Below are 25758 nucleotides of genomic sequence, written 5' to 3' on the forward strand. Positions count from 1 at the left end.
GCCCCTCCCTTCAATAAGTTTCTAAAATAACAGGCCATCGGGCCGCAGGGCTGATCCCTACATCCAGTCCTGCTCCTGCAGTTCAATCAGCGCCTTCAGCTGCTGGTTCGACATTTCCGTCAGCCAGGTTTCGCCTGAACCAACCACCTGGTCGGACAGGCTTTTTTTGCGTTCGATCAATTCGTCGATCCGTTCCTCCAGCGTTCCCTGGCAGATCAGCTTATGCACCTGCACATTCCGGTTCTGGCCAATCCGGAAAACCCGGTCGGTGGCCTGATTCTCCACCGCCGGATTCCACCAGCGGTCATAGTGCACGACATGGTTGGCGCGCGTGAGGTTCAATCCGACCCCGCCTGCTTTGAGCGACAGCACAAACAGCTCGGAGCCTTCGCCCTCCTGGAACGAACGGACCATGCTGTCCCGCTCCTTTTTGGGCACACCGCCGTGCAGGAATCTGGGTACAGTGCCGTAGCGCCGGGCCAGTCTGGAAACCAGCAGTTCACCCATTGCCACATACTGCGTAAAAATCAGCGCCGATTCCCCGTTCTCCACGATGCTGTCCAGCAGTTCAAACATCGTCTCCAGCTTGCCCGACGGTTCGCTCCGTCCCGCCCGCGCCCCTTCCCCGCGCAGGAGCTGCGGGTGATCGCAGATCTGCTTCAGCTTCGTGAGCGAAGCAAGCACCAGACCGCGGCGGGCCATGCCTTCGGCGCCCCCGATCTGTCCGAGCATCTCGTTCACCACGCCCTGATACAGCGCGGCCTGCGTCTCGGTAAGCGGGCAGTACGTTTTAAGCTCCAGCTTCTCCGGCAGATCCTTGGAAATATCGGGATCGCTTTTCAGCCGCCGCAGCAGGAATGGCGCCACCAGGCGGTGCAGCTCGCGCAGCCTGCCCTCATTGTCGCCCGAACCGTAACGCTGGCGGAAGGAGTGGTATGTGCCGAGATACCCGGGATTAAGGAATTGAAAAATCGACCACAACTCGCCCAGCCGGTTCTCCACTGGTGTTCCGGTCATGGCGATCCGGTAATCGGCCGACAGCCGCATGACGCTCTGGGACTGCTTGGTCCGGTGATTTTTGATGTACTGCGCTTCGTCCAGCACCACCGTCGACCAGCGTACCTGCTCCAGCAGCTCGCTGTCACGTCCGGACAAATGGTAGGTGGTCAGCACCACGTCCTTACCCGCCGCAGCACTTTGGAACGCTTGGCCCCGGCTGCGCTGCGCGCCGTGATGAATATGCACCTTCAGCATCGGCGCGAACCGCTGCAGCTCCCGCTGCCAGTTGCCGAGCAGTGACGTGGGGCATACGATCAGCGACGGCGCACGTGCCGCGCCGCCAAGACGGCCGGCCGCCCCGTTGCCGGATGCAGCTTCCTCCTGAGCCGACGCAATCCGGTCCAGAAGGCAGGTGATGACCTGCACCGTTTTGCCAAGCCCCATATCGTCCGCCAGGCAGACGCCAAAACCAAGTTCAGTCAGCGCGGAAAGCCATTGGTAGCCGCGCTCCTGATACGGCCGGAGCGTGCCGTGGAGCGTATCCGGAATGGGACGCGGCGGCATACTGCGCAGCACGTCTCCCCGGAGCAATTGAGTAAGCAGTCCGGCTGTTTCCATACCGGTAACGGACAGCCCTTTCCACATCCGGTCTTCGGACTCCTCCGCCTGCAGCCGGATCCAGTCGGCCGCCTGCATTTCCCCTTGTTCCTGCTTTTTCATTTGGCGCAGCACCTGCCGCAGCTCCTTCGGGTCCACCTCAATCCATTCGCCCCGGAACTGGACAAAAGGCAAACCCGCTTCAACCAGCGCGGACAGCTCTTCGGCGCTTACGCTCTGTTCCCCGATTGACGCCTCCATCCGGAAGGAGACAAGCGCGTCCATTCCGACGCCCGCCTTCACCGCTTCGCCGCCCTCGGCAGGCAGCTCCATCTTCAGCCGCAGGCCCGCTTTGCGTCTGCCCTCCCGGCTCCAGCGGGAAGGCATCTGTACGGTAATGCCGCTGGCAATGAGCGCCGGTGCCGTATCTTTTAGAAACCGGTACAGCCGGTCCGGTTCCAGCTCAGCTTCGGCCGGTGCCGGCAGGCTTAGCGCCGCGCGGATATCCTCCGAACGTTCACCAGCTTCCCTCAGCGCCAGCAGCAGCTGCTCCTGGACCGCGGCATACCTCGTTCCCCATAAGGTGAACTCGCTTTCGTCCGCATCCCAGATCGCCTGGGCGGGCAGCCAGGAACCTCCCCCCTCGCGGATCTCCGCCCAGAAGGTCAGCTTCCAGCGGCCTTCCTCTTCCTCCGGCGGCGCAAGCCGCAGGCCGAGTCCTAACCGGCCTTCCTGCGGGGCTGTACCCGGCGGACGGGGGGCCTCCGCTCCGGCGGCAGCCGCCGCTTCGCCCACCTGCTCCGTCAGTTCGTTTACCTCGGCCTGGCTTCCCTGCACGGGCAACTCCCGCGAGCCGGTCAGCAGGCTGTTCCACCACAGCTCCACAAGCGGCGACGAACCGCGGCGGTAGTCCGCTTTATACGCCGAGAGCTCCGATTCCGCTCCGGCAGTGAGCGAACGGACCTCGGCATGAATCATATTCTGTAAAAAAGAGTGCAGCACCGCGCAGGCCGCTTCCAGCCGGGATCCGTGTTCGCCTTTCCCCGCCCATTCTGCTCCAGCCGCAAGCGGCGGCATATTTTCCGCCAAACGCAGGAAGGTCTCTTTCGCCTCGCTGCGGCGGAAAGCGGGAACCCAGACGCTTGCAGCCGCCTGTTCGCCGCCCCGGCGGCGCGTACCCGGCGCCTTCGGCTGATGGATGGACGGCACGATGTCGCCCCAGGCGATCAGCTCCAGCGCAAAACCCGCCGCGGCCGCCCAATACTCCAGCTCTCCCCCGGGTTCGATCCCTTGGGCGCGGCAGGCGGCTCCATCCCAGCCCAGCAGCAGCTCAAAGGCATCTTTCGGACCCAGCGACAGCCCTTCCAGCATTCGGCTGGGCAGCTGGCGGCGCGCCGCCTTTGCTTCCGGGGCGGATACGGGAAGACGGATTTCGGCCAGTCTCAAGCCCGCGCCTGCGAATCGGCGGACGCCTCCCAGCGTAAGCTGTCTGACGGCGCGGGTCCAGGCATCGACCCTGGGCTCCGACGTCTCGCCGGAAAAGCAAAACAATACATCCCCCAACCAAATCGCATACAGATGCTTAGTCATGACGTTCTCCTGTCTTGTAGGCCGATAAAGACGGCTTTTGTAGGCTTGCCGCGTAAAAAGCCGCAAAAAAGGTTTTATCTCCATCTTATACGAAAAACCCGGCTTTTAAAAACTTTTCCCGCTACTTTTATTGAAATACAGAAGAAGGGTCAGCTGTATAGGAAGGATCGGCTATTTTTGTGACCCGCTAGTCATTATTTTGCTGTTTGGCGTCTGAACGGGAAGCAAAGCGGGTATATTCTAGGTGAACCACGAATAACCCGCCGGTTTTCTTAACCTTTGTCTTCCGGGAAAACCGGACTAACTTTCATCCGGAGGTAATGGCATGGCGCACAGCAATCGTTACAGATGGTTAAATACACTGTTTTATATCGGCGTGCTGGCCGTCAACACGCTGGCTTCGACGCTTCCGCTGGGCGGCAACAGCACCGGCGAGATTTCCGACCGCTACAAAACCTTTTTGACGCCGGCGGGTTATGCCTTCAGCATTTGGCTGCTCATCTACTTGCTGCTTGGCGGCTTTATCGTGTACCAGCTCCGCAGGGCTGGCGCTGAGCGGGAATCCGTGCGCTCCATCAGCCCCTGGTTCATTGCAAGCTGTGTGTTTAACATGGCCTGGCTGTTTTTATGGCATTATCTTCAAATTGAACTGTCAGTAGCCGCCATGGCGCTGCTGTTAATCACTCTGATTGTCATTTACCGGCTCACACGGCGCATCGACCGTCCTACCGCTGGCGAAAAAATTCTGGTCCGGCTTCCGTTCAGCATCTATTTGGGCTGGATTTCCGTAGCAGCGATCGTCAACGTCGGCACGCTCCTCGTCAAGCACGACTGGAACGGCTTTGGACTCAGCGGTGAATACTGGGCAGCGATCATGCTCGGCATCGCGGCACTGCTGGCTATACTGGTCAGCTACCCTTACCGCGACAGCCTGTATCCGCTTATATTTGTCTGGGCATTTATCGCGATTTCGGTCGAGCAGCGGGAATCGCAGATTGTGAGGGTCACGGCCCTCGCGGGAGCTGCACTGCTGCTTTTATACAGCGTCTGGCTGCTGTTCTTCCGGGGCCGGACAAGCAGTGCCGGCACCTTATCCGCCAGATGGAACTGAACCGTAGAATTGGACGCCAAACAGCCGTCCAGCTTCACATCCCGTGCAGGATGCAAAGCGGACGGCTGCCAGGCCCTCAGCACTTTACCTCTTTTAGCCTAAGCCGCTTGTGGAGAGATGTGCGAGTGTTACTTTTTGCGGGCCACCGCTTCAATTTCGACGAGGCCGTCTTTGGGCAGCCGGGCGACTTCCACCGCGCTGCGCGCCGGATAAGGCTCAGTAAAGAAGCTGCTGTACACCTCGTTAACGGCTGCAAAATCGTTCATATCCTTGAGAAAAACGGTGGTTTTCACCACTTGGTCCATTCCGGCTCCAGCCGCTTCCAGGATCGCTTTAACATTGTTCAGCGACTGGCGGGCCTGTTCCTGAACCCCTTCCGCCAATTCGCCGGTTTCCGGGTTCAACCCGAGCTGCCCTGAGGTGTAAACCCAATTTCCCGCGTGAATTGCCTGGCTGTAAGGGCCGATCGCTCCCGGAGCCTGCTCTGTGGATATCTGTTTTTTACTCATCCGTATTTCCTCCCCGTAACTCGTAGTTTTTAACATTGTACGGCCTAATTTGCTCTAATGGCAAATCCGCCGCCCATTAAGCGGCTTAAGATCCGTCTCTGCCAATGACCCGGATGACTCCGTTTGGATACACATGCACGCCGCAGGTACCCGTGTTGGCGATCGCTACCATCGCCCGGGCCACGGCCGAACCGTGAACCGCCTTGTACTCCGCCGCCCTGCCTGCCAGGAGGAAGCCAAACGTCTTCATCAGCACGGCCCCCAAGCGTTCGCCGAGACGAAATTCGCGGCGCGGCCCAAGCAGCAGCGACGGGCGAAACAAATGCACGCCGGGCAGTCCCGAAGCGGCCATCGCCTCTTCCATCCGGCCCTTTGTCCGGCTGTAAAAATTACGCGACTGGGGATTGGCGCCCATTGATGAAACCGCCAGCATCTGCCGGACGCCGGCCTCGCCCGCCACCCGGGCCGCCTGCAGCGGATACTCCAGATCGACCCGCTCAAAGGCAGGTTGGGAGCCGGCTTTTTTGATGGTGGTGCCCAGGCAGCAGAAAACCGCTTCCACATTCTCAAAACACGCGGCATAACTGTCAAGCTGTTCCCAGTCAAGCGTATACTGCTTCAATTTCGGATGGCCGGAATCCAGAGGACGGCGTACGAGCACTCTGACTTCGTCCCAGGTGTCGTCATTCAGCAGCTGCTCGGTCACATAACTGCCGACAAGCCCCGTGGCTCCGAGCACCATAGCGATTTTTGCCAATACAAGGCCTCCTCTTCATCAGGCACATAGTCCTGAAAATTCTTTGGCAGCTCATCGTAAAGGGACTTAGGCATCTCTCAGTATCTTGCGCCCCAGGAGTACGATCAGCGCCAGCATCAGCACGCCGACCACTAGCTGCATGCCATAAATTTGCATCCAGCTTGGCCAATCTTTGATCCGTTCATAAATCCGTCCGCCGATGACCGGCCCGAAAAAAGCGCAAACGCCCGTCAACGCGGCATAAACCGCCATATACATCGGACGTTCCTTCTTGGGCGTGTCGCCGATGATGAAGTTGAACGCCAGCTGGTTAAAACCGCCGATCCCTACCCCATATACAAAGTGGGCCGCAAATAATACAACAAGCATCGGCAGCACCGATAGCAGGCCCCACATCAGGGAGGAAAGCGCGATAATCGGCAGCGTCCAGAACAGCAGTTTTTTATTGCTGTACTTTGCGTTCAGGTTGCCCCACAGGTAGAAGCTCGCCATCATAAAGACCGTCTGCGACACATTCAGCAGCGAAAGCGTTTCATATTTAATATGAAGAAGCTCGAGCATGACATAAGAATACAGCGGAACCACCAGGTTCTGCAGGAGCAGCCATGCGGACAGAAACAACGTTGATTTCATAAAAAGCGAGTCCCGCAGCGGTTTGCGGAGCATCGGCAAAAACTTGCTCTCCTCCGATTTCTCAAACGGCAAATCGGGATAAAAGAAAAACACCACGATATTCGCCAGCGCACATATCCAGATTACGATATACAGCAGCAGGAACCCCTGCCCGCCGGGATAGCGGTCAAGCACAATGCCTCCGCCGTACACGAACAGGCTGCCCAGCGCGTTAAGCAGTGTGTTGCGGATGCCGAAGTATCTGCCCCGCACCCGTGCCGGAACAATGTCACTGATGACGGAGTTCCATAACACGGAACCTACGGTATTCAGCGCAAAGGCGATCGTATACAGCGTGATAAAAGCGGGCACCCATAGACGTTCAGGGAAAATAAACGGAATCAGTCCGGTGGAGGTCCACATCACGCGGTGCAGCGCGATAAACGTAACGAGCGCCCACTTCCGGCTCGGCAGCCGTTGAATGAGAAAAGCTACGCCGATCTGCGCGACATTGACCAGTGTGGTAACCGCCAAAACAAATCCGATCTGGCTGGAGGTTGCTCCCAGGTACAGCAAAAACCCGGTTAGAAATTGCCCCTGAAGAAGCACCTGAAAAATCGTTGAAGGTACTCCCTCCCAGGTTGCGATGTGCAGATTCCTGCGCTGGACCGAGCGCTTGCGGCTTGCGAGCAGGCGCTTGTCGGCCGGTTTGGTTCTCATGAGGTTCATTAAGGGAAGTACACTCCTTCAAAGGCGGCTTTGGCTTCATTCTACTCAGGGTTAAGCCGCTGTCAATACATGTTTGATGTTTGTGTTTGTGCAGCCTCGATGGCGCCAGGGAAGGCTTGGCAGCACTGCTTTGAACGCGCGTTCAAAAAGAGCAGTCAAACACCCAAAAACGCTCACCTCACTAGGGCACAAAAATACCGCGCGGCTGCCGCCGCGCGGTACTTCAGTTGCTTTCGGTCTGCCCCTTTTCAGCCAGCGGCAAATACAGCGAAAACCGGCTTCCTTTTCCCTCCGTGCTCTGCAGGGTAATAAAACCGCCAAGCAGCCGGGCCAAATCCCGGCTGATGGAAAGGCCGAGTCCCGTTCCGCCATATTTGCGGCTGATTGTCCCGTCCGCCTGCTGGAAGGCCTCAAAAATCGCCATATGCTTGTCCTGGGGAATGCCGATTCCCGTATCATCCACTTCAAATACGATATAGTGCAGCGTCTGCGCCCCTTCCTTCCGCGCTTCTCTGCGGATCGTAAGGAGAACGCGTCCCTCATGAGTAAATTTAAAGGCATTGGCGAGCAGGTTCCTGAGGATCTGCTGTACCCGCTGCGGATCGGTAACCAGCGTCTGAGGAAGGTTGTCCTCCTGCTGAACCTGAAATTCAATTCCCTTTTGACGGGCGATGACGTCGAACTGCAGCACAAGCAGCTCCGGTACCTCGCTGATACTCATTTCCTCCTGGACGATTTCCAGCTTGCCCGCTTCCACTTTGGACAAATCCAGAATATCGTTGATGAGAATGAGCAAGTCTTCTCCCGAGCGGTGAATAATTTTGCCGTAAGAGATCAATTCCTCTTTGGAGGCGCTGTCGTCGCTCTCCGCAATAAGCTGGGATAAGTTGATAATGCTGTTCAGCGGCGTCCGCAGCTCATGAGACATATTCGCCACAAATTCCGATTTGTACTGGGAAGCAAGCATCAGCTGCTTTGCCCTTTCCTCCAGCACGATCTTGTTTTTGTGAAGCTCCTGGGTTTGAGCGGAGAGCAGCGTATTGGCCCGCTGGATCTGTTCGTGGCGCTGGTGCTCCGCCTGAAAATCACGCATGATCATAGCAAACAGGATCGTAAGGATAAGGCCCGCCGGCAGCGTGACCGGCATGATTTGCGTCATATATTCATAAAAAGGAATAACGCCAAATATGCTGATATTGATGGCATTCGCTATATTTACTACAAGAATAACGACAAGTCCCTTGGTGACTGTAGCAGCAGATGACCGCCGGACCCATACGCTCAAAGCCGCGCACAAAAAACCGAGCAGCGACAAATTCAGCACTCCCGCAGCGGCCGCCATATTGACTCCGAGCGTCAAACGCATGAGTCCGGTAGCCACACCAATGATGATTAAAGTAAACGGATGGGGATAAGCCATTGTGGAGATAACCAGGGGAACGAACCGGAGATCGAAGATGACGTCTTCGCCGATTCTGTATCCGAACAGGGAACTGATCCAGCCCGCGAATATGGCAAGCAGCACCCAGCATACCTTTTTAACCCGCTCCGGAGCATACTCCACCGTGTGCTTAAACAGCAGATTGGACAGGTAAGCCAATGTGATAAGCAGGGAAGTATTGACCAGAAATATTTTAAGAAATCCCATAATTTCACTCCTGCGGCGAAAGGCAGTAATATAGTTACATTTTTTTAACCCTTTAATCCATACTATCATAATTGTCATGGAATTTCATGTATTTCAAGCCGCATTTTCAGGCGGCTGGCCGGGATATTTTTTATCAGGCAAAGCAAAAAACCTTTCCTGAATAGGAAAGGCTTCAGTACAGAATTAAACGGTTATAAGGCCCTGCCGACGCAGGCACCTATCCGCAAACCAACGTCTCACGCACGGTTCGCACTTTTTCTGTACAGCCCGAAGCGCGGCATCGCCCAAGGCTTCGGCCGTTTCCGGGGAGCAAAGCTGTATGCGCCTTTGAAATCAGCAACAGCGTCCTGCCTGGCTTCAGCAGCCTCCTGCTGCATTTCTGCACTTGTAGCGGGCGCTTCTTCAAACCACGCTTCCTCCTCGGGAAGCATATAATAACGGGGATGATAACTGCTGATCACATCACCCTGCTGAGTAAGCACTCTATCATCATGTATTTCCAGAATTCTGCCGGACATCACATACGATTTATACATTATCCCCGCCTCGCTTGCCTAAGGGTTATCGGAAGCGCCCGCCGGCTGAATCAGTCCCGGAAAGAACGTCCCCAAGTTTCGTATTCCTTTTCCGCCGCGTCTTTGCTGTGTCCGTAACGTTCTTGGAGTTTGCCTACCAGCTTGTCTTTTTCGCCGTCGATCACATCCAGATCGTCGTCCGTCAGCTCGCCCCACTGCTTTTTGGCTTCGCCTTTAAGCTGTTTCCATTTTCCTTTAAACACGTTGCTGTCCATTGCGGATCATCTCCTTATATAATTATAAGTAGTGACTGAAAGCAGGTGTTGTATGATCAATAATTACCCGGCTGTGTAAGGAGTGAATCCCCGCATCCCCAGGCTGCAGTCTGATTTCGTCGGATTTTGTCACATAATTCACTTGAAATAACCGTATCGCTTCCTCTTCAAATTTGATATAATCCATGTAGAAGGTCCTTCTCGAATCAATAAGTGATTATTTTCACATTACCCCGCTCTTCACTTATGCTAGAATACCGTCGATACTAAAAGGGGATGTCTTAATTTTTATTTATCATCCCCCGAAAATTGTTATAACTAGGCCAAAAGTCGGGTCAAGCCGGGTAGTGATTTGTGAGAAATGTCATTTAGAAAGTGATTTTTCTCACTTCAAAGTACTATTAAAATGTTTTACATTTTAATATATATATTTTAAAATATTTTCTTGGAGGTCATTTTGAAATGAAAAAAACAACGGTTATTTTGTCGAGCGCCCTGATGCTCGGCCTGCTTGCAGGCTGCGGATCGAACGATGGCGGCAACAACGCTCCAGCTGGATCGGCCGCTCCGGCTGCATCTAGCGCTCCTGCAGCTTCCGCTGCTCCTGCCGCATCCGCCGCTCCGGCTGCCGAAGCCGGCGCTTACCAAGACGGAACGTACTATGGCACGGCGGCTGTGGATCCCGAAACCGGCTGGCAGACTTATGTTCTGCTGACTGTTGAAGGCGGCAAAATCACCAAAGCGGACTGGAATGCTTTTAACGTAAACAATGCCGGAGACCTCAAGAAAAAAGTATCCGAAGACGGCAAATACGGCATGAAGGAAAAAGGCGGCGCACAAGCCGAATGGCACGAGCAAGCGGCTAACGCCGAGAAATTCCTCGTTGAGAAGCAGGACCCGGCTGCAATTACAGTTAACAGCGAAGGCAAAACCGATGCAATCTCCGGCGTATCCGTTCACGTCGGTGAATTTGTGGAAGCTGCCAAAGCAGCTCTGGCTGCAGGCCCGACCGAAGCTGGCCCTTACAAAGACGGCGGATACCATGCTGAAGGCGAAATGGACGCGGAAAGCGGCTGGGCTTCCACAGTGGACCTGTCCGTGGTTAACGGCAATGTCGTAGCCGCGAAATTCAGCGGCAAAAATGCAAACGGCGAAGACAAGCAAGCCTTCTCCGCTGACGGCAAATACGGCATGAAAGAAAAAGGCGGCGCACAGGCCGAATGGCACGAGCAAGCGATCGCAGCTCAAAAGTACTACGTAGAAAACAAAGGTGCGGCCCCTACATTTGATGCGGAAGGTCATACGGACGCTATTTCCGGCGTATCCATCCATGTTGGGGAGTACTGGACACTGGCAGAAAAAGCACTCGAAGGAGCGAAGTAATTTCCCGCGACCCTCGGCAGCTAATCAGACAAATTGAGGTGAGTTTCTCTTGAAGAAAATAGTCATTTTGGGCGGCGGCTACGGCGGCGTACTGACGGCCAAAAAACTAGCGAAGAAGTTAAAGAAGAACAAAGATGTTGAAATCACGCTGATTGACCGGAACCCTTATCACACCCTCTTGACTGAGCTGCATGAGGTTGCCGCGAACCGCGCTCCGGAAGATTCCATCAAGATCGACCTGAAGAAAATCTTCGCGGGTCTTAAAGTAAATGTAGTGCTTGATGAAATCGACAGCATCGATTTCAAAGGCAAAAAACTCAAATCCGAAAAAACCACGTATGCCTATGATTACCTGGTTATCGGAACAGGCAGCAAACCTACGTTCTTCGGCATCCCGGGAGCGGAGGAAAACACCTTCTCGTTCTGGTCTTACGACGACGCTGTAGCGTTGAAACGCCAGATTCGCGACATGTTCACGCAGGCTGCGAAGGAGAAGAATCCGAAGGTCCGCCGCGCGTTGCTGACATTTGTTGTTGTCGGTGCCGGATTTACCGGAGTCGAGCTGATCGGCGAAATGGCGGAATACCGTGCGGAGCTGTGCCGCGAGTTCTATATCGATCCGTCTGAAGTGCGGCTGATCGTTGCGGACATGGCCCCTAAGATTTTGCCGATTCTGCCTGACAAGCTGATCCAAAAAGCCGAAAGACATCTGCGCAAGCTTAATGTAGAGATCGTTACCGGCGCTAAGATTACCGAAGTCGGCAAAGGCAGCGTGGCGCTTGGCGAGAAAAACACCGTTGAAGCGAACACGATCGTCTGGACGGCCGGCGTTGAAGGCTCCGAGCTGGTGGGCACGCTGGACGAGGTTCAGCAGCAGGGCCGCAAACGGATCGTTACAAATGAGAATCTGGAGAGCGTCGATCACAAGAACGTTTATGTTGTGGGCGACAACATCTTCTTTATTCCTGAAGGAGAAACCCGCCCTGTGCCGCAAATGGTTGAGAATGCCGAGCATGCCGCTCCGCTGATCGCCCATAACATCGTTGCGGATATTACAGGCGGATCCAAAAAAGCCTACAAACCGGCTTTCCACGGCACAATGGTCTCCATTGGCAGCCGCTACGGCGTAGCGAATGTCGGCCTTCCCGGCAAGATGTTTATGCTTACCGGATTCATGGCGATGCTGTCGAAGCATGCAATCAACATGTTTTATCTCTTTACGGTAGCCGGCTTCAACAAAATGTGGACGTACATGATGCACGAGTTCTTCCATGTTGAGAACCGCAAGAGCTTCTTGGGCGGACACTTCTCCAAGCGTTCCCCGAACTTCTGGCTTGTGCCGCTGCGGGTACTGCTCGGAGGCATGTGGCTGTATGAGGGCATCGATAAGATCAAGAAGATATGGAAAGATCCGGATAAGATCTTCCTGATTCCGCCGGCTCCGTATATCAAGGACGCTACTTCCGCAGCGAGTGAAGCGGTTGGTGCTGTTAAGGATACGGTAGACGCCCAATCCGCAGCTTCCGCGGTTCAATCGGCTTCCGAAGCCGTATCGGCTCTTCCGGTCCCAGGCTTCATCTATAACATTACCAGCTGGTTTATGGACCTGCTGTTCTACAATCCGGACGGCAGCTACACGTTCCTCGCGAAATGGTTCCAAATCGGCATGGTCTGCGCCGAGATGGTCTTCGGCATTCTGCTGATCGTTGGTCTGTTCACAGCAATTTCCTCCATAGCGACCATAGCGATGGCCGTTATGATCTGGTCGACGAAGATGGCCTCGACGGAAATGCTGTGGTATGTGGCTGCAGCGATTGCCTGCATCGGCGGTTCCGGCAGCACGCTGGGTCTGGACTACTATGTATTGCCTTGGCTCAAGAAGCAGTGGAAGAGAATTCCGCTCGTAAGGCGCTGGTATTTGTTTACCGACTGACCTTTGAACGAATGATTGACATCAGGTACCGAAAGAACAGGATATTGTTTCATTAATAATCATCGGTGTACTAATGTTATAAGGAAATCATCTGAATTCTATGTACTTTGACACCGGTACTGTTAATGCCCAATTTAACGCGCCAACACACGGAGTAATGTGTCCGAAGGACACATTACTCTCCTTATTTCTGATGCTATTCCAGAGAGGATGATGGCGCTCGGTTTCTTCCGGCCCCTACCGATTAGGAAGGAGAGAGTGTTATGAACAGCCAACTCACCTGGGACACCCTCACAATTTTGCAGGCCGAGCTGTCACCTATAGCCGGAATCCGGCTTCAGCTCTCCCCGGCGGAAGAAAACAACATTTTTTCCGTCTTGGAGCGCCATCCTCTGGATTATCGCCGAAAGCTTCATATCTTGGGGCTTTTTATTATCGTTACCCGCGCCATGCAGCGGCACCTTGAATCGCCCGCAAACCACCAAGAACTGATCCGCAGTATTTTGGACGGCGATTATTTACACAGCTTCTATCTTCAATTTGCGATGAAGACCGGAGAACTGGACCTGGTTGCCCACCTGGCTCCCGCCATCAAACGGATCCAAATCCGCCGGGCTGCGGGAGATTATACGAAAGAGGATTTTGCGGCGCACATCGATCAATATTTGACGCGGGAAGCACGCCAGGACAGCCGCACCAGCAAAGCCATTTGACAGGTGGGATAGCATGAACAAGAAGCTGCACGAAGCTCTAAACATCAATCTGAACGAAGTCAACCGGGAGATTGAGCATCTTGTGCTGCGGGATAAAGATGTGCCACGGCAATCCCAGCTTGCGCAAAGCCTGCTCAGTCTGGTCCGGTCAGGCGGCAAACGGCTGCGTCCCATTATGGTGATTGTAGGCAGCCGGTTTGGCTCGAAGCCCCAGGCCCGGCGTACCTTGCAGCTGGCGGCTGCGGCTGAATTTATTCATGCCGCTTCGCTCATTCATGACGATATCATCGACAACTCGGAGCTGCGGCGCGGCGAACCCGCGCTTCATCTAAAGACGGGAATTCCTCAGGCTGTCCATATCGGCAACTATATGTCGGCCAGAGTGATCGAACTGTTGAGCAAACATATCCACGACCGCAACAGAGACCGGTATGTTCACGATTTATCCGCCATCGCTACAGCGCAGCTCTGCCTTGGGGAATATCAACAGCTTGAGCATGCCTTCGACTATGATGTAACGCTGGAAACCTATCTGGACAAATCGCGCAACAAAACCGCCCTGCTGATGGCGACCTGCCTTAAGGCTGGAGCGCTTGCCTCCGAGTGCAAGGAGGATGTGGCCAACCGGCTGTATGCCTTCGGGGAAGCGCTTGGAATGTCGTTTCAGATTCAGGATGATCTGCTGGACTTTACACAAAACGAGCAGGAGCTGGGCAAACCTGCGGGCAGCGACCTCCGCCACGGCCAAGTTACGCTGCCCATCCTGTTTGCTCTGCGTGATCCGGAGCTGTCGCCGCTCATCCGTGCAATCGGCCCGGCATCCGGGGAAGCGCAGATAGCACAGGCGCTGGAGGCTATTACCGCAAGCGGCGCTCTGGAGCAAGCGGAGGAGGTCAGCCGGGGCTATCTGGAACAGGCAGCGCAGATTGCGCAGGAACTCGCGGCTTACCCGGCCGCCGCCGATTTGCAGACGTTGATCCGTTATTTTTCAGTACGGGACCGTTGATCGGCCTGCTATCTGCTTTACCATACAAATAAGCCAGTGCATTCAAGTGAGCTTGAACGAACTGGCTTATTTTTTTGTGCTTCCGTTTATTTTATCAGGAAAAAGTCCATCAGCGTAAACGCCAATATTACCATGCTGATCACTTGATTCAAATTGTACGAAGCCAGTTTCATCATCCGGCGGTTTGAAGGCGTAATGATCTTATGCTCTGTCATCAGCAGCAAGGTAGCAATCCCGATGCCGGCAAGATAAATCCAGCCCAGTCCCCGGAACACATACAGCGACAGCAGAAGCAGCACCATAATAAAGTGCAGTCCCTTAGCGATTTTCAGCGCATTCTCCAGCCCGAAATAGCTGGGGATCGACCACAGGCCGTGGCGCCGGTCGAATTCTATATCCTGCGTACCGTAAATGATATCAAAACCGGCAATCCAGAGCATCACGATTGTGCCGATCACAAACGGCGTAAACGCAAATTGTCCCGTGACGGCAAACCACGCGCCAATCGGAGCCGAAGCGATCACAAACCCCAAATAGAGATGGCTTAAATAAGTAAACCGTTTGGTATAAGAATAACTGGAGATCAGTACGATGGCCACCGGCGACAGGACCAGACACAGCACATTCAGCATGCCCGATGCAAAAATAAACACGGCGTAATTAAAGATAATAAACAGCGATACTTCTTTTGCATCCAGCAGCTGCCGCGGGAGATGCCGGTGGGCGGTCCGGGGATTTTGTCCGTCAAAGCCGCGGTCGACCAGCCGGTTAAAGGCGTTGGCCCCATTCCGCGCGCCGATCAGCGCGATTAATCCCCACAGCATGACATGCCCGGAAGGCCAGCCCCCTGCCGCCCACACCATCGAGATGACCGCAAAAGGCAGCGAAAACAGTGTATGCGAAAACATGACCAGCTCGCCGAACATTTTGATTTTGACTGCCGCATTTTTACAGGCGTTAATAAATACCATATGCACTCATCCTTTTCTGCCCGGCTCCTTGGTGAGCCGTCCTTGCCTATTGATCGTTATATACGCTGAACTGAAGAAGTACAGGCGAGGCGGCGTTGGCACTGCGGCGGATTTAGACTTCCGGTCGCTGTTATTTTCGGAGTTCATGAATGACATTCCCTGATAAAGGGTAGAACTCCGAAAATAAAGGCGAGCGCTGTCGCTCCTACAGTTCCAAATCGCCTCCGCGCCATCTCCGCATTCCTGTATTTCGCCTATCCGTTCAACCCGGCTAACACTTCATCCAGCGCCCGGATCATCCCGCCGATATCCGCTTCGGTTATAATCAGCGGAGGCTGGAAGGCCAGCACGTTCCGGTTGACGCCGTTTTTGCCGATCAGATACCCCCGGTCCTTCATCTGTTCCAGCACCTCGTCAGTCACAGCCGCCGCAGCGGCCGGGTTTTCGCCCGCCAGCTCGGCACCCAGCATCAGTCCCGCGCCGCGCACATCGGCGATCAGCCCGGGATAACGGCGCCGCAGCCCTTCAAGCTCTTCCCGCAGATGCTGCCCAAGCCGGGCGGCGCGCTCCGTCAGCCGTTCTTCCCGGATATAATCCAGCACCGCCAGCGCGGTCACAGCGGACACGGGATTACCGCCAAACGTGGACGCTGAAGGCCGGTTCAGCGACGCCGCAATTTCGTCCCGTGTCGCAAAAGCCGCAACAGGCACTCCGTTGCCCAGCGCTTTGGCCATCGAAAGGATATCCGGCACCACGCCGAACTGTTCCATCGCAAACATCGTCCCGGTCCGGCCAAAGCCGGTCTGTATCTCATCCGCAATCAGGAGGACGCCATGCGCTTTCAGCAGCCGGTGCACCCTCTCAAAATAATCCGGATGCGGCATAATCATGCCTCCGTTACCCTGGATCGGCTCCGCGATTAATGCCGCGTACCGCTCCCCGCCGCGCTTCAGCTCCGCCTCCAGCGCCTCCAGCGACCGTTCGGCCGCCTGCTCCGGCGTCAGCTCCGGATGATACGGCCGCGGGATAAAGGTCACGTCCGGATCGAGATACGGATCGGTGCGCCACATCGGCAGCCCCGTTACGCTCATCGTCAGATTCGTCCGGCCGTGCAGTCCGCTTTCCAACGCCAGAAACGCTTTGCGGCCGGTGTGCATACGCGCCAGGAGCAGCGCGCCTTCATTGGCTTCCGAGCCGCTGTTTACGAAGAAGGTCCGCCGCAGGCCGCCGGGCAGCACTTCCTCCAGCCGCTCGGCCAAATCAACAGCCGGCTGGGTCAGATAAACCGTCGTCGTATGCTGCAGTTTGCCCAGCTGCTCCATTGTCCGCTCCGTAATCGCCGGATTGCAGTGGCCGCAGGCCACCACGGATACCCCGGCGAAGAAGTCGGTGTATTTTTGCCCGCGTTCATCATATAAAAACTGCATGGAGCCCCGCACCAGCTGCGGCGCATCCCGGTAAAAGTGTTGGGTACAGGGGTAAAAATACTGTCTTCGCCCATCGGCAACCCCTTGTCTTCCCCGATACAGCTCTTCCATCATACCACCCCTCTCTTTTCCACTGTAGTAGATATTTAAAATTTTAAATGTGAATAATATCACATAACTCCGCAAAAAAAGAGACGTATCAATTAAACTGCAGCGAACCCAGCGTATAGCCGGCAAAAACAGGCTTCAGCCCCTCCAGCCATCCTGTTTCCGCGCCCCCGTTCAGCCGCTTCCGGTAAACCCGGATAATGTCCCGCAGCGCTTCCGCAGGGTAAGTTGCACCTTCAATGCGCAGACAGGCGATCCCTGTTTCCGCTAATTGCCCGATAAACGGCAGGCAGCACAGTTCTTTGGCGAACACCAGATGGCAGCGGCCATGCTGATCCCGGTAGACCGGGTTTTCGCCTTTGTCCGTTTTTAGAACCAGAACCTCATTGCCTACATAATAGTTGTCTTCTTCGCCGATCGGCTCCATGACTTCCGTGTTCTCATACAAATCATGCTCCATATACATCAGCGGAGGCGTTCCGTGTACTACAGCTTCAAGCGGCTGGTCACAGCCTGCGGTAAATTCGGCAAAATGCTCCAGCGTCATCTCCGGTGACATCGAAATTCGTGCCAGTCCCATCCCGGCATACGTGTCCGCTGCCAAATGGTTGTATACGTTCAGATTGGCGTCGCCTACCAGCGGATACCCTGCCGGCGCATATCGGCGGATGGCTCCCAGGTTCGTTACCAGCAGCCCGTCGATCGGCAACCGTTCTCCCCGCAGCAGCAGCTGGTCGTATTGGTCAAAATGCAGCTCCGTCATCATCCGCGGAAGTCCAAGATACACCTTGGTTGAGCCCTTTACCTCAGCCAGCGCAAACAAATCGCTTTTGCTGAACGGCTTATCCGGCTCGTACACATCGCCCGACAAATACACATGTTCGGCGCCTTCCTCAATCGCCACCCGCGCCTGCGCCATATTGTTCACTCTGACGGACAGCTCCGGACGGCCCGCTCCCGGACGTTTCAGTTCAGCCAGACGGCGTTTCAGCTGATCGACACGCTCCTCCGACAGCTCCCGTTCGGGCGTTGGCGTGCTGAACACTTTGCCGGTGCTGTAAAATTTCCCGGTTCCTTCATACCGCCGGTTGATATTTGATAATCCCGGGCGGCCAAAAGCATAGGCGGTGGAAAAATCGCGTTTGCGGTTGGTGTAGAGCAGTTTGGCGTCCCGCGTGCGGTCAAAGCCGATTGGATCGTCAATATAACGGTCTAACGCATCCCCATAGCTGTTCACCAGCATGGTCATAAACTCCTTGTCCCGCATGCGGCCTTCAATTTTGAACGAACAAATGCCCGATTCAATCAGTTCCGGAAGGTGTTCGTACATATACATATCCTTGACCGCCAGCGGGTATTCGGCAGGATAAATATGCCCGTCCCGTTTGATCCGGTAATCCCAGCGGCAGGGCTTCATGCAGCGCCCCCGGTTGCTGCTCTGCCCGAACACATGGGAGCTGAAATAGCAGTTCGCCCCGTGAACGGAGCACATATCCCCATGGACAAAATACTCCAGCTCCATGCCGCTCTGGCGCTGCAGCAGCGCCGCCGTCTGCAGGTCCATTTCCCGCGAGGTCACCACCCGGGTAACCCCCAGCTCGCCCAGCGCGCGAATCATCTCCAGATTGTGGACATTCATCATCACCGAGGCGTGAACCGGCAGCTGCAGCCCCATTTCCCGGATCAGCGACAGCACAGCCAAGTCCTGCACAATCAGCGCATCCGGCTGAACTTCATCCAGGAAGCCAAGGTAGTCCCGCGCTTCTCCAATGTCCTCTTCGCTGAACAGATTGTTGACAGTGACATACATTTTTTTGCCCAGCTCATGCGCCTTATTCAGCGCTTCGACAAGCTCTTCGCGCGACAGGTTGTAGCCCTTGCGCATCATTCTCATGTTAAGCACCGGTCCGCCCAGGTAAACGGCGTCGCAGCCGGCAGCAACAACCTCCTGAAATATATCGAACGTTCCCGCCGGCGCAAGCAGCTCGATTTCTTTCCCATTAAAAAAACGTGCCATGTCTTTTCCTCCAAACTTGGTGCGCTTACGAATTACAGCAGGGCGACGGCAACCCCGGCCGCCGCGATCATGCTTACAAACAAGGTATCGGCCAGCCCCCACCTGAGCCGGTGATACCGGGTGCGGGGCGCATCCATAATGAATCCCCGCGATTCCATCGAATAAACCAAATCCTGTGCGCGCCGGAACGCTCCGGAAATCACCGGCACCAGCAGGGAGACGAGCATCCGGGCCTTTTCCTTAAGCGGCAGCTCTTTGATGTCCGCGCCTCTGGAGGCCTGGGCTTTCATAATAATCTGGGCTTCTTCCAGTATCGTAGGAATAAACCGGAGCGCAATCCCGATCATCATTGTCATCCGGTCGGGCGACAAGCCGATTTTTTTCAGCGGGGACAGCACGCCCTCCAGCCCTTGATTCAGCCTGGCCGGGGTGGTCGTAAACGTCAGCAGCGCGGTAAACGAAATCAGGAAAGCCATCCGGATCACTGCAAATGCCCCCAGCCGAAGACCGCCTTCATGCAGATCAAACGAGCCGGCCGTCAGCCAGACGCCGCCTTCTTTTACCGTCAGCACCTGAAGAATAAAAATAAAAAGCATCAGATAACGCAGCGGTTTGGCCGCCTTGATAAAATATTTAAGGGGGATGCGGGTCGACAGCATCACCCCGATGGAGAATAAGGCCAGGACCAGCATCGCGGTCCAGGACCTGGAGAGGAGAATGACGGCGACGTAGACCAGCATTCCGGTGATTTTAGCCCTCGGGTCCAGGCGGTGGATCCATGAGCCGGTCTCGATACTGCGGCCCAGCAGCAGATTGTCACGCATGCGGCCCCTCCGTTCCGCCGTCCGGCCGTTCATGCCGGCGCAGCTCCGCAATCCGCCCGGCAAGCCCTTCGGCCGTCAGCTGCGGGACCTCGCCGTCCAATCCGAAGCGGTCCGCTACCGCCCGCCAGTACAGCAGCGACTGCGGCACCGCCAGCCCGCACCGGGCGAGGATGCCCGGGTCCTTGGCCAGCTCCGCCGGCGTCCCTTCAAACGCGGCGCGGCCCTCCTGCATGACGACCCACCGGTCGGCATAAGGCAGCAGCTCGTCCATCCGGTGCGTCACCACGATGACGGTACGCCCCCGTTCCCGGCACAGGCGGCCCAGCAGCGCGATCAGCTCGGCCCGGCTGACCGGATCAAGCGTCGCTGTAGGCTCGTCCAGCACAAGAATATCCGGGTCCATTGCCAGCACCGAAGCGATGGCCGCTTTGCGCATTTGTCCGCCGCTGAGCTGGAACGGATTCCGCTGGAGCAGTCCAAGATCCAGCCCCATCTCCTCCATCGCCCGTCTGGCTTTCGCCGAAGCTTCCTCCGGGGTGCAGCCAAAGTTCAGCGGCCCGAAGCAGAGGTCTTTTTCCACCGTATCCTCAAACATCTGCTGCTCGGGAAACTGAAAGACCAGCCCGACTCTCCGCCGCAGCGGAAGCAGCTTAGGCGCCTTCTCGCCCGCTGCCAGCGTCACATCCAGCACCGTAACCCGGCCTTCCGTCGGCTTTAGAATACCGTTAAACAGCTGCAGCAGCGTCGATTTCCCTGACCCCGTGGCGCCTGCAATCCCAACAAGGCTGCCGGAGGGAATGTCGAGGTCAATGCCGCTTAAGGCGGTTTGCCGCCATAAACTGCGCTCGTCATAGGTGTAGCTTACTTGCCGGAGTTGTATGACCATAATGTCTCGATTAGCTCCTTTTCACTTGCGGGAACCTCCGCGGGGATGCCCAGCCGGCGCAGTTCACCTGCCAGCCGCCACGAGAAGGGAGGCAGCAGGCTGCAGCGCTCCAGCAGCTCCGTGTCGGCAAACAGTTCCCTTGGCGTGACATCCGCAGCCAGCCGGCCATCGTGCAGCGCAAGCACCCGGTCCGCCGCCAAAATCTCGTCGGCGTCGTGCGTGATGGATATCAGCGTATACTTGCCTTCCTTGCGCATGCCCTGCAGAATCTCCAGCAGCCCGGTCCGGCTTGCTTCGTCCAACATGGAAGAGGCCTCGTCAAAAATGACGACAGCCGGTTCCATAGCTAGGATGGAGGCGATGGCCACCCGCTGCTTTTGTCCGCCAGACAGCTCGCCGGGATGCTTGGCAAGCAGAGCGGCAACGCCCAGCTTGTCCGCATATTCCCGCAGCCGCCGTTCCATTTCCGCCGGCGGCAGGCACAGCCCCTCCAGGCCAAATAAAATATCTTCTTCGACGGTAGCCCCGACAAACTGGTTGTCGGGGTTCTGAAACACCATGCCGATCCGCCGCCGGATTGATCCAACCGTCTTTTTCGTCAGCTTTTCGCCGAACACGGTAATGCTCCCGCCGCTTTTGGGCAGCAGCGCATTCAGCAGCTTAACCAGCGTCGATTTGCCCGACCCGTTTGCTCCCACCAGGCACACCCACTGCCCTTGGGGAATGGAAAAGGTCAGATCCTGTAAAAGAGGCGCATCCTTCTTATAGCCGAACATCACTCCCTGAAGCTCAACCGCCGAGGCATTTTCCGGCCCGCTCTGTCCGCTCGGCCTGCCCTGCCCGTCCGGCCAGCCCGCTTCGCGCCCGCGGCGCTCATCCTGGGCGTTCATCCTACTCTTCCTCCTGCTGAAGAATGGAGCTGTCGCTTTTTAATTCCTCAAACAGCGAAATACGCGACAGCGACGCAACAAGATAACGTACGGCGAACCCTACGGCAATCCCCGTTACTACACCCGCGATCAGCAGCATCGGCAGGTAATAAAAAATCCGGAAGGTGGCGAACACCATCGCGGCTGCAAACAGCTGCCCGATATTGTGCGCGATTCCTCCAGCAATACTGATCCCGATCAAACTCAGCCGCTTGCTGCCCAGCAGCATCAGCACGTACATCACCACAAAGCTGAACAGCGAACCAAACAAACTGAACAGTAAGCTGGAGAACGTACCGAAAATAAAGGCCGTCAGAATTGTCTTTAGGACGACAAGCATCAGCGCATCCCGGCCCCGCAAAAAGTAAATGCAGGTCAAGATCATAATATTAGCAAGCCCCAGCTTGGCGCCGGGGATGGTGAAAGGAATTTGAATCGCCGATTCCACAATGCTGAGGACAACGGCAACAGCGGCAAAAATAGCAATCACAACCGTGCGCTTTAAGGCGCGGGACGACTCGCTAGTTGACATAGACATCGACTTCATCCTCTCCCGTCTGTCCCTCAATTTCTACCAGCACGCGGTGCGGCAAGCAGACAATGGTCTGTTTGGGGTTCGTAATAAAACCGAAACCAAGGCACACCTGGTCCGGGCAGTCCGCCTCATACATCTCTACACCGTAATCGTGAATTTTCAGGATATTGTAGCCCAGATCCGTCCGGATCTCGACAGTTTTTTCTTCTTTGGTCAAGGGGATGGTTTGATAATGCTTGCCGTCCACTGTAACATTTGCAACCAGATTTTGGCCGGGTTCCTTGTCGTTGCTGCCGAGCCACCGGGGCACCAGGAAAATTAATGCGGCTGCAAGAACGATCGCGATCAGCAGCAAGTCGGCGCGTTTCATAGATAAGCTCCCTTTATTTTATTTTTTAAATATCTAAAAACCAGACTTAATAATTATAACGGTCCGCTTACAATCCATCAATGAAAGCACGACTGAATCGGCGGGTTTCGGGCTAATTTCACAAAATCAACACGCAAACGTCCACCCTTCGACACGGCTTTTCCACCCGCTTTACAAGGCTACTAAATTCCCCCATCCGTTCTTCGTGCAAAAAAAAGACTACCCGGTTCTGACGGGGTAGTCTTTCAGATATTCCGCCGTTTTTTGCTCAAAATAACTTAGAAGCAGGGCAGCAAATTCCGGGTCCCATTGCGTCCCCCGGCCTTCCCTGATGATGTTCAGCGCACGTTCATGCTCCATGCCTTTGCGGTACGGCCTGTCTGATGTCATGGCATCGTAAGCATCGGCTACCGCGATGACCCGCCCGAACAGCGGGATGTCCTCTCCCGCCAGCCCGTCCGGGTATCCCCTGCCGTCATACCGCTCATGATGGGAACGGACGCCGCCGAGATAAGGAGCCATCGCTTCAGGAGGCTCGATCTGCAGCAAAATGCTTTCGCCGAGCACCGGATGGCTTTTGATTTGATCGAACTCCTCATCTGTCAGTTGCCCTTCTTTGAAGAGAACGTGGTCGCTTACTCCGATTTTGCCGATGTCATGCAGCAGCGCCGATTTGCGCAAATTGTCCAGCTGCTCTCTCGTCAGTCCGGCCATACGTCCGATAATAACCGAATATTCCGCGACACGGAGCGAATGGCCTGCCGTATAAGAGTCTCTTGCATCAAGAGCCAGTGCCAGCGTCGTAAAATAACTGTCCAGCAGCTGCCGGTTCTGCCGTTCCCGCACCTGAAGCCCCCGCACCATCATGTTGAACCCTGCGACCAGCCGGGAAAATTCGTCCGAGTACAAATCCTGTGCCTGCACCAGCCGGCCCTCTTTGACCCTGTTGATCGCCTCATGCAGCTGGTCAATCGGCCGCTGGACGCTGCGGGTCAGCAGCCAGGCGGCCAGCGTGGAGAACCCGATGCCGATAAAGAGTACCAATCCGGCCCAAATCCAGTAGTCTTTTATCGCCTCCGTACTCAAGGCTTCCATTCGGACCTGGGTCATCATACTGAACAGAAACAAGGGGAATGTGCCGATCAGCATACAGCTGACTAGAAACTTCGGCCTGATGGACAAAAACACATGCTCCTCCACAGAAAAATCTGCCTTAAACCGGGCAATAGCCAGCTTCTGAAACTCCTGCACCAGCGGCGAAATCGCCGTCCCCGTCAAAAAGAATTCAATTAGCGCATGCATGCTGGCAATCAGGACCGACCCCGCAACAGCGATGCCGACATAATACAATGGAAGATGGACAATCCCCAAGGAGATGAACAAAACTGCCAGCGTGACGCCGGGAATCATGAGCCCCAGCAGATGCGGGACAAGAATCCGCCTGACGGCTAAGAGCGGCAGCTGGTGGGTACGCTTATAGGCTTGTCTCAATTGAGGCAATTCCGGATTCCGTGACCTCAGCGTTTCCTTGATCGGACGAATATCGGACCGGAACACGATCATCTCCGCAATAATCATAACCAGGAACGACACCGCAAGGATCAGCAGAAGCCAGCCGTATTCCTTTCCGGACACATCCAGCGTCGAGAACATGAGCAGACTCCCGGCCGCCATGACGGCGACCGAGGAACCGAACAAATAGTTTCGGACCTGCTTTTTTATAAATGCGGCATATAAGTCCATTGCTTCTCCCGTCCCCAGCTGCGCCGGCGCCTGACATGTTTGCTTTTATCGTTAAATTGTGGTATACTATGTAAGTATTTGATTTCCATTAATGTTTCTATCAAGAAAATGAAGACGTCCATTAATGATTTACCGTTGCTATATGGATATTTATCGGCAGTTTTAACCCAAATGCTTATGTTTTCTTGAGGACCGTTCCTTTATCGATAAGATGAATAATCAGACATTGAAATTCCGACTCACACTGGCGCGGTCATTGGAGCCGCAAGGACAAAAGAGAGGTAGGGCTTTTGTCGTTTTGGAAAGTTGAGATAAGCCACAACGGCTGCTGGCCGCAACTGGGAACGCACGACCCGTCAGCTCACGGACGGCGGGAAATTGAATATATAAACTATTGGCGCCCGTACCGCATTAGCGGTTACGGGCGCTGTCCATTTTAGGCGCGTCTATACATACGTCCGTACAAACCGGCTGACCGTACCGACATACCTGTCATGATCCGTGTCGTAAGCCGTACCGTGCCCCGCCCCGGGAATGGTGAGCCGTGTCTTCGGCCCTCCGCAAGCTTCGTACAGTTCATCCATCATGAAAAAGGGAACAAAGGTGTCGGCCTCTCCATGGATAAACAGGGTGGGCACTTTCGCCTTGCGCACCTGCTTGAGTGCGGAAGCTTCACCAAAAAAATACCCCGCCTTTAGCTTGGACACCAGACTGGCGCAGGGAATAAAGGGAAAGCTTGGCAGCTTGTACATCCGCCGCAGCTGGTAGGACAACTCGGATTTGACCGAGGTGTAGGCGCAATCGGATACCACCGCTTTGACCTGGGGCGGCAGCGGTTCGCCCGATGTCATCAGCACCGTGGCTCCTCCCATGGAGACGCCGTGCAGCACAATCCGCACATCCGGCCCCACCCGCTGGATGATGTAGTCAATCCACCGCAAATAATCCTTCCGTTCAGGCCAGCCGAAGCCGATATGCTGCCCTTCGCTGGCGCCATGGGCCCGCGCATCGGGCAAAAGCACGTCGCAGCCCAGCAGGTCGCAGTAGATTTTGGCGTAAGCACCCATATCCTTGCCTTTGCCGGTATAACCATGGGCCAGTATGGCGACCCGCCCCTCCGGGTTTGCAGACTTCGCATAATAGGCGCGCAGTTTGAGGCCGTCGCCGGACAGGACCTCAATCGTCTCCAGCTCCTGTTCCGCAATCCACTTTTGTCCCTCTCCCCAGGACCCTCCCGCTACCGGCAGTTCATTGATCAAATCGGTATTGCCGTTCAAAAACTGCTTTGGTTCCCGTTTGATCGCCAGCCGGTAAAAGTAAAGACCGGCCACTACCACCGGCACAGTGATGACCAGGATGATTAGCAAAACAAATCCTATCGGCATGCCGATCCTCCTTTTCAGTTTCCGCCGTCAGCCGTACGGCCCCAGGTTCTCCCGTCCAGTATAATATTAAACCTTATGGAAGGAAAATTTGCAGCCGCTGGGGCAACCCTCCGCTATGCGTATATCTGCCTCTAAAGCCGTACAACGCCAAAAACCGCAGCAGGGCCGCCTTCAAAAGAGCGGCTT

23 protein-coding genes are annotated in these 25758 nt (G+C 55.5%); 5 read left to right on the plus strand and 18 right to left on the minus strand.

The window, feature by feature from the left end; all coding sequences use genetic code 11:
* Positions 1–57 precede the first annotated feature (57 nt).
* Complete coding sequence (locus tag ACE6ED_RS16750; RefSeq protein WP_410828345.1) at positions 58–3186, minus strand: DEAD/DEAH box helicase; 3129 nt, start codon at positions 3184–3186, stop codon at positions 58–60.
* A 325-nt stretch (positions 3187–3511) separates the two neighbouring features.
* On the opposite strand from ACE6ED_RS16750, the gene ACE6ED_RS16755 reads away from it, so the two are divergent.
* Complete coding sequence (locus ACE6ED_RS16755; protein WP_410828346.1) at positions 3512–4297, plus strand: TspO/MBR family protein; 786 nt, start codon at positions 3512–3514, stop codon at positions 4295–4297.
* Between the two features lie 128 nt (positions 4298–4425).
* On the opposite strand, the gene ACE6ED_RS16760 is transcribed toward ACE6ED_RS16755, so the two are convergent.
* From ACE6ED_RS16760 to ACE6ED_RS16790, 7 genes are all read right to left on the minus strand, one after another.
* Positions 4426–4806: a RidA family protein gene (locus tag ACE6ED_RS16760; RefSeq protein ID WP_410828348.1), complete on the minus strand. Its 381-nt coding sequence runs from the start codon at positions 4804–4806 to the stop codon at positions 4426–4428.
* Positions 4807–4891: 85 nt separating this feature from the next.
* The gene (locus tag ACE6ED_RS16765) at positions 4892–5563 is read right to left on the minus strand and encodes an oxidoreductase (RefSeq protein WP_410828350.1); all 672 of its coding nucleotides are present in this window, start codon (positions 5561–5563) and stop codon (positions 4892–4894) included.
* Positions 5564–5629: 66 nt separating this feature from the next.
* On the minus strand, positions 5630–6904 hold the full coding sequence (locus ACE6ED_RS16770; RefSeq protein ID WP_410828351.1) for an MFS transporter: 1275 nt from the start codon (positions 6902–6904) through the stop codon (positions 5630–5632).
* 223 nt (positions 6905–7127) lie between these two features.
* On the minus strand, positions 7128–8552 hold the full coding sequence (locus ACE6ED_RS16775; protein WP_410828353.1) for an ATP-binding protein: 1425 nt from the start codon (positions 8550–8552) through the stop codon (positions 7128–7130).
* Positions 8553–8788: 236 nt separating this feature from the next.
* A complete protein-coding gene (locus tag ACE6ED_RS16780; protein ID WP_410828354.1) occupies positions 8789–9088 on the minus strand; it encodes a hypothetical protein in 300 nt (99 codons plus the stop codon).
* 50 nt (positions 9089–9138) lie between these two features.
* A complete protein-coding gene (locus ACE6ED_RS16785; protein ID WP_410828356.1) occupies positions 9139–9342 on the minus strand; it encodes a CsbD family protein in 204 nt (67 codons plus the stop codon).
* Between the two features lie 22 nt (positions 9343–9364).
* A complete protein-coding gene (locus ACE6ED_RS16790; RefSeq protein WP_410828358.1) occupies positions 9365–9529 on the minus strand; it encodes a hypothetical protein in 165 nt (54 codons plus the stop codon).
* Between the two features lie 275 nt (positions 9530–9804).
* Between ACE6ED_RS16790 and ACE6ED_RS16795 the strand changes: the two genes are divergently transcribed.
* The 4 genes from ACE6ED_RS16795 (at position 9805) to ACE6ED_RS16810 (ending at position 14377) form a co-directional block, all read left to right on the plus strand.
* Positions 9805–10725 carry an FMN-binding protein gene (locus ACE6ED_RS16795; protein ID WP_410828359.1) on the plus strand — a complete coding sequence of 307 codons (921 nt, stop codon included), beginning with the start codon at positions 9805–9807 and terminating at the stop codon, positions 10723–10725.
* Between the two features lie 49 nt (positions 10726–10774).
* On the plus strand, positions 10775–12658 hold the full coding sequence (locus ACE6ED_RS16800) for an FAD-dependent oxidoreductase (protein WP_410828360.1): 1884 nt from the start codon (positions 10775–10777) through the stop codon (positions 12656–12658).
* Positions 12659–12921: 263 nt separating this feature from the next.
* Positions 12922–13371, plus strand: coding sequence for a hypothetical protein (locus ACE6ED_RS16805; RefSeq protein WP_410828362.1), 450 nt, complete (start codon positions 12922–12924; stop codon positions 13369–13371).
* A 13-nt stretch (positions 13372–13384) separates the two neighbouring features.
* Positions 13385–14377, plus strand: coding sequence for a polyprenyl synthetase family protein (locus ACE6ED_RS16810; protein ID WP_410828363.1), 993 nt, complete (start codon positions 13385–13387; stop codon positions 14375–14377).
* An 86-nt stretch (positions 14378–14463) separates the two neighbouring features.
* On the opposite strand, the gene ACE6ED_RS16815 is transcribed toward ACE6ED_RS16810, so the two are convergent.
* The 10 genes from ACE6ED_RS16815 to ACE6ED_RS16860 all read right to left on the minus strand — a co-directional run bounded on the left by ACE6ED_RS16815 (position 14464) and on the right by ACE6ED_RS16860 (position 25572).
* On the minus strand, positions 14464–15348 hold the full coding sequence (locus ACE6ED_RS16815) for a UbiA-like polyprenyltransferase (protein WP_410828364.1): 885 nt from the start codon (positions 15346–15348) through the stop codon (positions 14464–14466).
* A 254-nt stretch (positions 15349–15602) separates the two neighbouring features.
* On the minus strand, positions 15603–16889 hold the full coding sequence (locus ACE6ED_RS16820; protein WP_410828365.1) for an aspartate aminotransferase family protein: 1287 nt from the start codon (positions 16887–16889) through the stop codon (positions 15603–15605).
* Positions 16890–16974: 85 nt separating this feature from the next.
* Entirely contained in the window at positions 16975–18900 is a 1926-nt protein-coding gene (locus ACE6ED_RS16825; protein WP_410828366.1) for a peptidase U32 family protein, read from the minus strand.
* Between the two features lie 32 nt (positions 18901–18932).
* Positions 18933–19724, minus strand: coding sequence for an energy-coupling factor transporter transmembrane component T family protein (locus ACE6ED_RS16830; protein WP_410828368.1), 792 nt, complete (start codon positions 19722–19724; stop codon positions 18933–18935).
* Positions 19717–20610 (minus strand): energy-coupling factor transporter ATPase, encoded by an 894-nt coding sequence (locus tag ACE6ED_RS16835; RefSeq protein WP_410828370.1) that lies wholly within the window; start codon positions 20608–20610, stop codon positions 19717–19719. Before ACE6ED_RS16835 ends, ACE6ED_RS16830 begins: the two co-directional genes overlap by 8 nt.
* Positions 20586–21500: an ATP-binding cassette domain-containing protein gene (locus tag ACE6ED_RS16840; RefSeq protein ID WP_410828371.1), complete on the minus strand. Its 915-nt coding sequence runs from the start codon at positions 21498–21500 to the stop codon at positions 20586–20588. The genes ACE6ED_RS16835 and ACE6ED_RS16840 overlap by 25 nt, the downstream gene beginning before the upstream one ends.
* 1 nt (position 21501) lies before the next feature.
* Positions 21502–22077: a Gx transporter family protein gene (locus ACE6ED_RS16845; protein WP_410828373.1), complete on the minus strand. Its 576-nt coding sequence runs from the start codon at positions 22075–22077 to the stop codon at positions 21502–21504.
* Positions 22061–22444: a NusG domain II-containing protein gene (locus tag ACE6ED_RS16850; protein ID WP_410828375.1), complete on the minus strand. Its 384-nt coding sequence runs from the start codon at positions 22442–22444 to the stop codon at positions 22061–22063. Before ACE6ED_RS16850 ends, ACE6ED_RS16845 begins: the two co-directional genes overlap by 17 nt.
* Before the next feature lie 219 nt (positions 22445–22663).
* A complete protein-coding gene (locus ACE6ED_RS16855; protein ID WP_410828376.1) occupies positions 22664–24187 on the minus strand; it encodes an HD domain-containing phosphohydrolase in 1524 nt (507 codons plus the stop codon).
* 446 nt (positions 24188–24633) lie between these two features.
* Positions 24634–25572 (minus strand): alpha/beta hydrolase, encoded by a 939-nt coding sequence (locus ACE6ED_RS16860; protein ID WP_410828377.1) that lies wholly within the window; start codon positions 25570–25572, stop codon positions 24634–24636.
* Positions 25573–25758: the final 186 nt, after the last annotated feature.

The sequence above is a fragment of the Paenibacillus nanchangensis genome (assembly GCF_046543445.1).
Lineage (GTDB): Bacteria > Bacillota > Bacilli > Paenibacillales > Paenibacillaceae > Paenibacillus_AQ > Paenibacillus_AQ nanchangensis.

Excerpts from the sequence above, each read along its gene's own strand:
- ACE6ED_RS16820 (WP_410828365.1), bottom strand. The coding sequence starts at position 16,889 with ATGATGGAAGAGCTGTATCGGGGAAGACAAGGGGTTGCCGATGGGCGA.
- ACE6ED_RS16785 (WP_410828356.1), bottom strand. The coding sequence starts at position 9,342 with ATGGACAGCAACGTGTTTAAAGGAAAATGGAAACAGCTTAAAGGCGAA.
- ACE6ED_RS16810 (WP_410828363.1), top strand. The coding sequence starts at position 13,385 with ATGAACAAGAAGCTGCACGAAGCTCTAAACATCAATCTGAACGAAGTC.
- ACE6ED_RS16790 (WP_410828358.1), bottom strand. The coding sequence starts at position 9,529 with ATGGATTATATCAAATTTGAAGAGGAAGCGATACGGTTATTTCAAGTG.
- ACE6ED_RS16840 (WP_410828371.1), bottom strand. The coding sequence starts at position 21,500 with ATGAACGCCCAGGATGAGCGCCGCGGGCGCGAAGCGGGCTGGCCGGAC.
- ACE6ED_RS16760 (WP_410828348.1), bottom strand. The coding sequence starts at position 4,806 with ATGAGTAAAAAACAGATATCCACAGAGCAGGCTCCGGGAGCGATCGGC.
- ACE6ED_RS16850 (WP_410828375.1), bottom strand. The coding sequence starts at position 22,444 with ATGAAACGCGCCGACTTGCTGCTGATCGCGATCGTTCTTGCAGCCGCA.
- ACE6ED_RS16815 (WP_410828364.1), bottom strand. The coding sequence starts at position 15,348 with ATGGTATTTATTAACGCCTGTAAAAATGCGGCAGTCAAAATCAAAATG.
- ACE6ED_RS16770 (WP_410828351.1), bottom strand. The coding sequence starts at position 6,904 with ATGAACCTCATGAGAACCAAACCGGCCGACAAGCGCCTGCTCGCAAGC.
- ACE6ED_RS16830 (WP_410828368.1), bottom strand. The coding sequence starts at position 19,724 with ATGCGTGACAATCTGCTGCTGGGCCGCAGTATCGAGACCGGCTCATGG.
- ACE6ED_RS16755 (WP_410828346.1), top strand. The coding sequence starts at position 3,512 with ATGGCGCACAGCAATCGTTACAGATGGTTAAATACACTGTTTTATATC.
- ACE6ED_RS16855 (WP_410828376.1), bottom strand. The coding sequence starts at position 24,187 with ATGGACTTATATGCCGCATTTATAAAAAAGCAGGTCCGAAACTATTTG.
- ACE6ED_RS16845 (WP_410828373.1), bottom strand. The coding sequence starts at position 22,077 with ATGTCTATGTCAACTAGCGAGTCGTCCCGCGCCTTAAAGCGCACGGTT.
- ACE6ED_RS16775 (WP_410828353.1), bottom strand. The coding sequence starts at position 8,552 with ATGGGATTTCTTAAAATATTTCTGGTCAATACTTCCCTGCTTATCACA.
- ACE6ED_RS16750 (WP_410828345.1), bottom strand. The coding sequence starts at position 3,186 with ATGACTAAGCATCTGTATGCGATTTGGTTGGGGGATGTATTGTTTTGC.
- ACE6ED_RS16825 (WP_410828366.1), bottom strand. The coding sequence starts at position 18,900 with ATGGCACGTTTTTTTAATGGGAAAGAAATCGAGCTGCTTGCGCCGGCG.
- ACE6ED_RS16795 (WP_410828359.1), top strand. The coding sequence starts at position 9,805 with ATGAAAAAAACAACGGTTATTTTGTCGAGCGCCCTGATGCTCGGCCTG.
- ACE6ED_RS16835 (WP_410828370.1), bottom strand. The coding sequence starts at position 20,610 with ATGGTCATACAACTCCGGCAAGTAAGCTACACCTATGACGAGCGCAGT.
- ACE6ED_RS16780 (WP_410828354.1), bottom strand. The coding sequence starts at position 9,088 with ATGTATAAATCGTATGTGATGTCCGGCAGAATTCTGGAAATACATGAT.
- ACE6ED_RS16805 (WP_410828362.1), top strand. The coding sequence starts at position 12,922 with ATGAACAGCCAACTCACCTGGGACACCCTCACAATTTTGCAGGCCGAG.
- ACE6ED_RS16860 (WP_410828377.1), bottom strand. The coding sequence starts at position 25,572 with ATGCCGATAGGATTTGTTTTGCTAATCATCCTGGTCATCACTGTGCCG.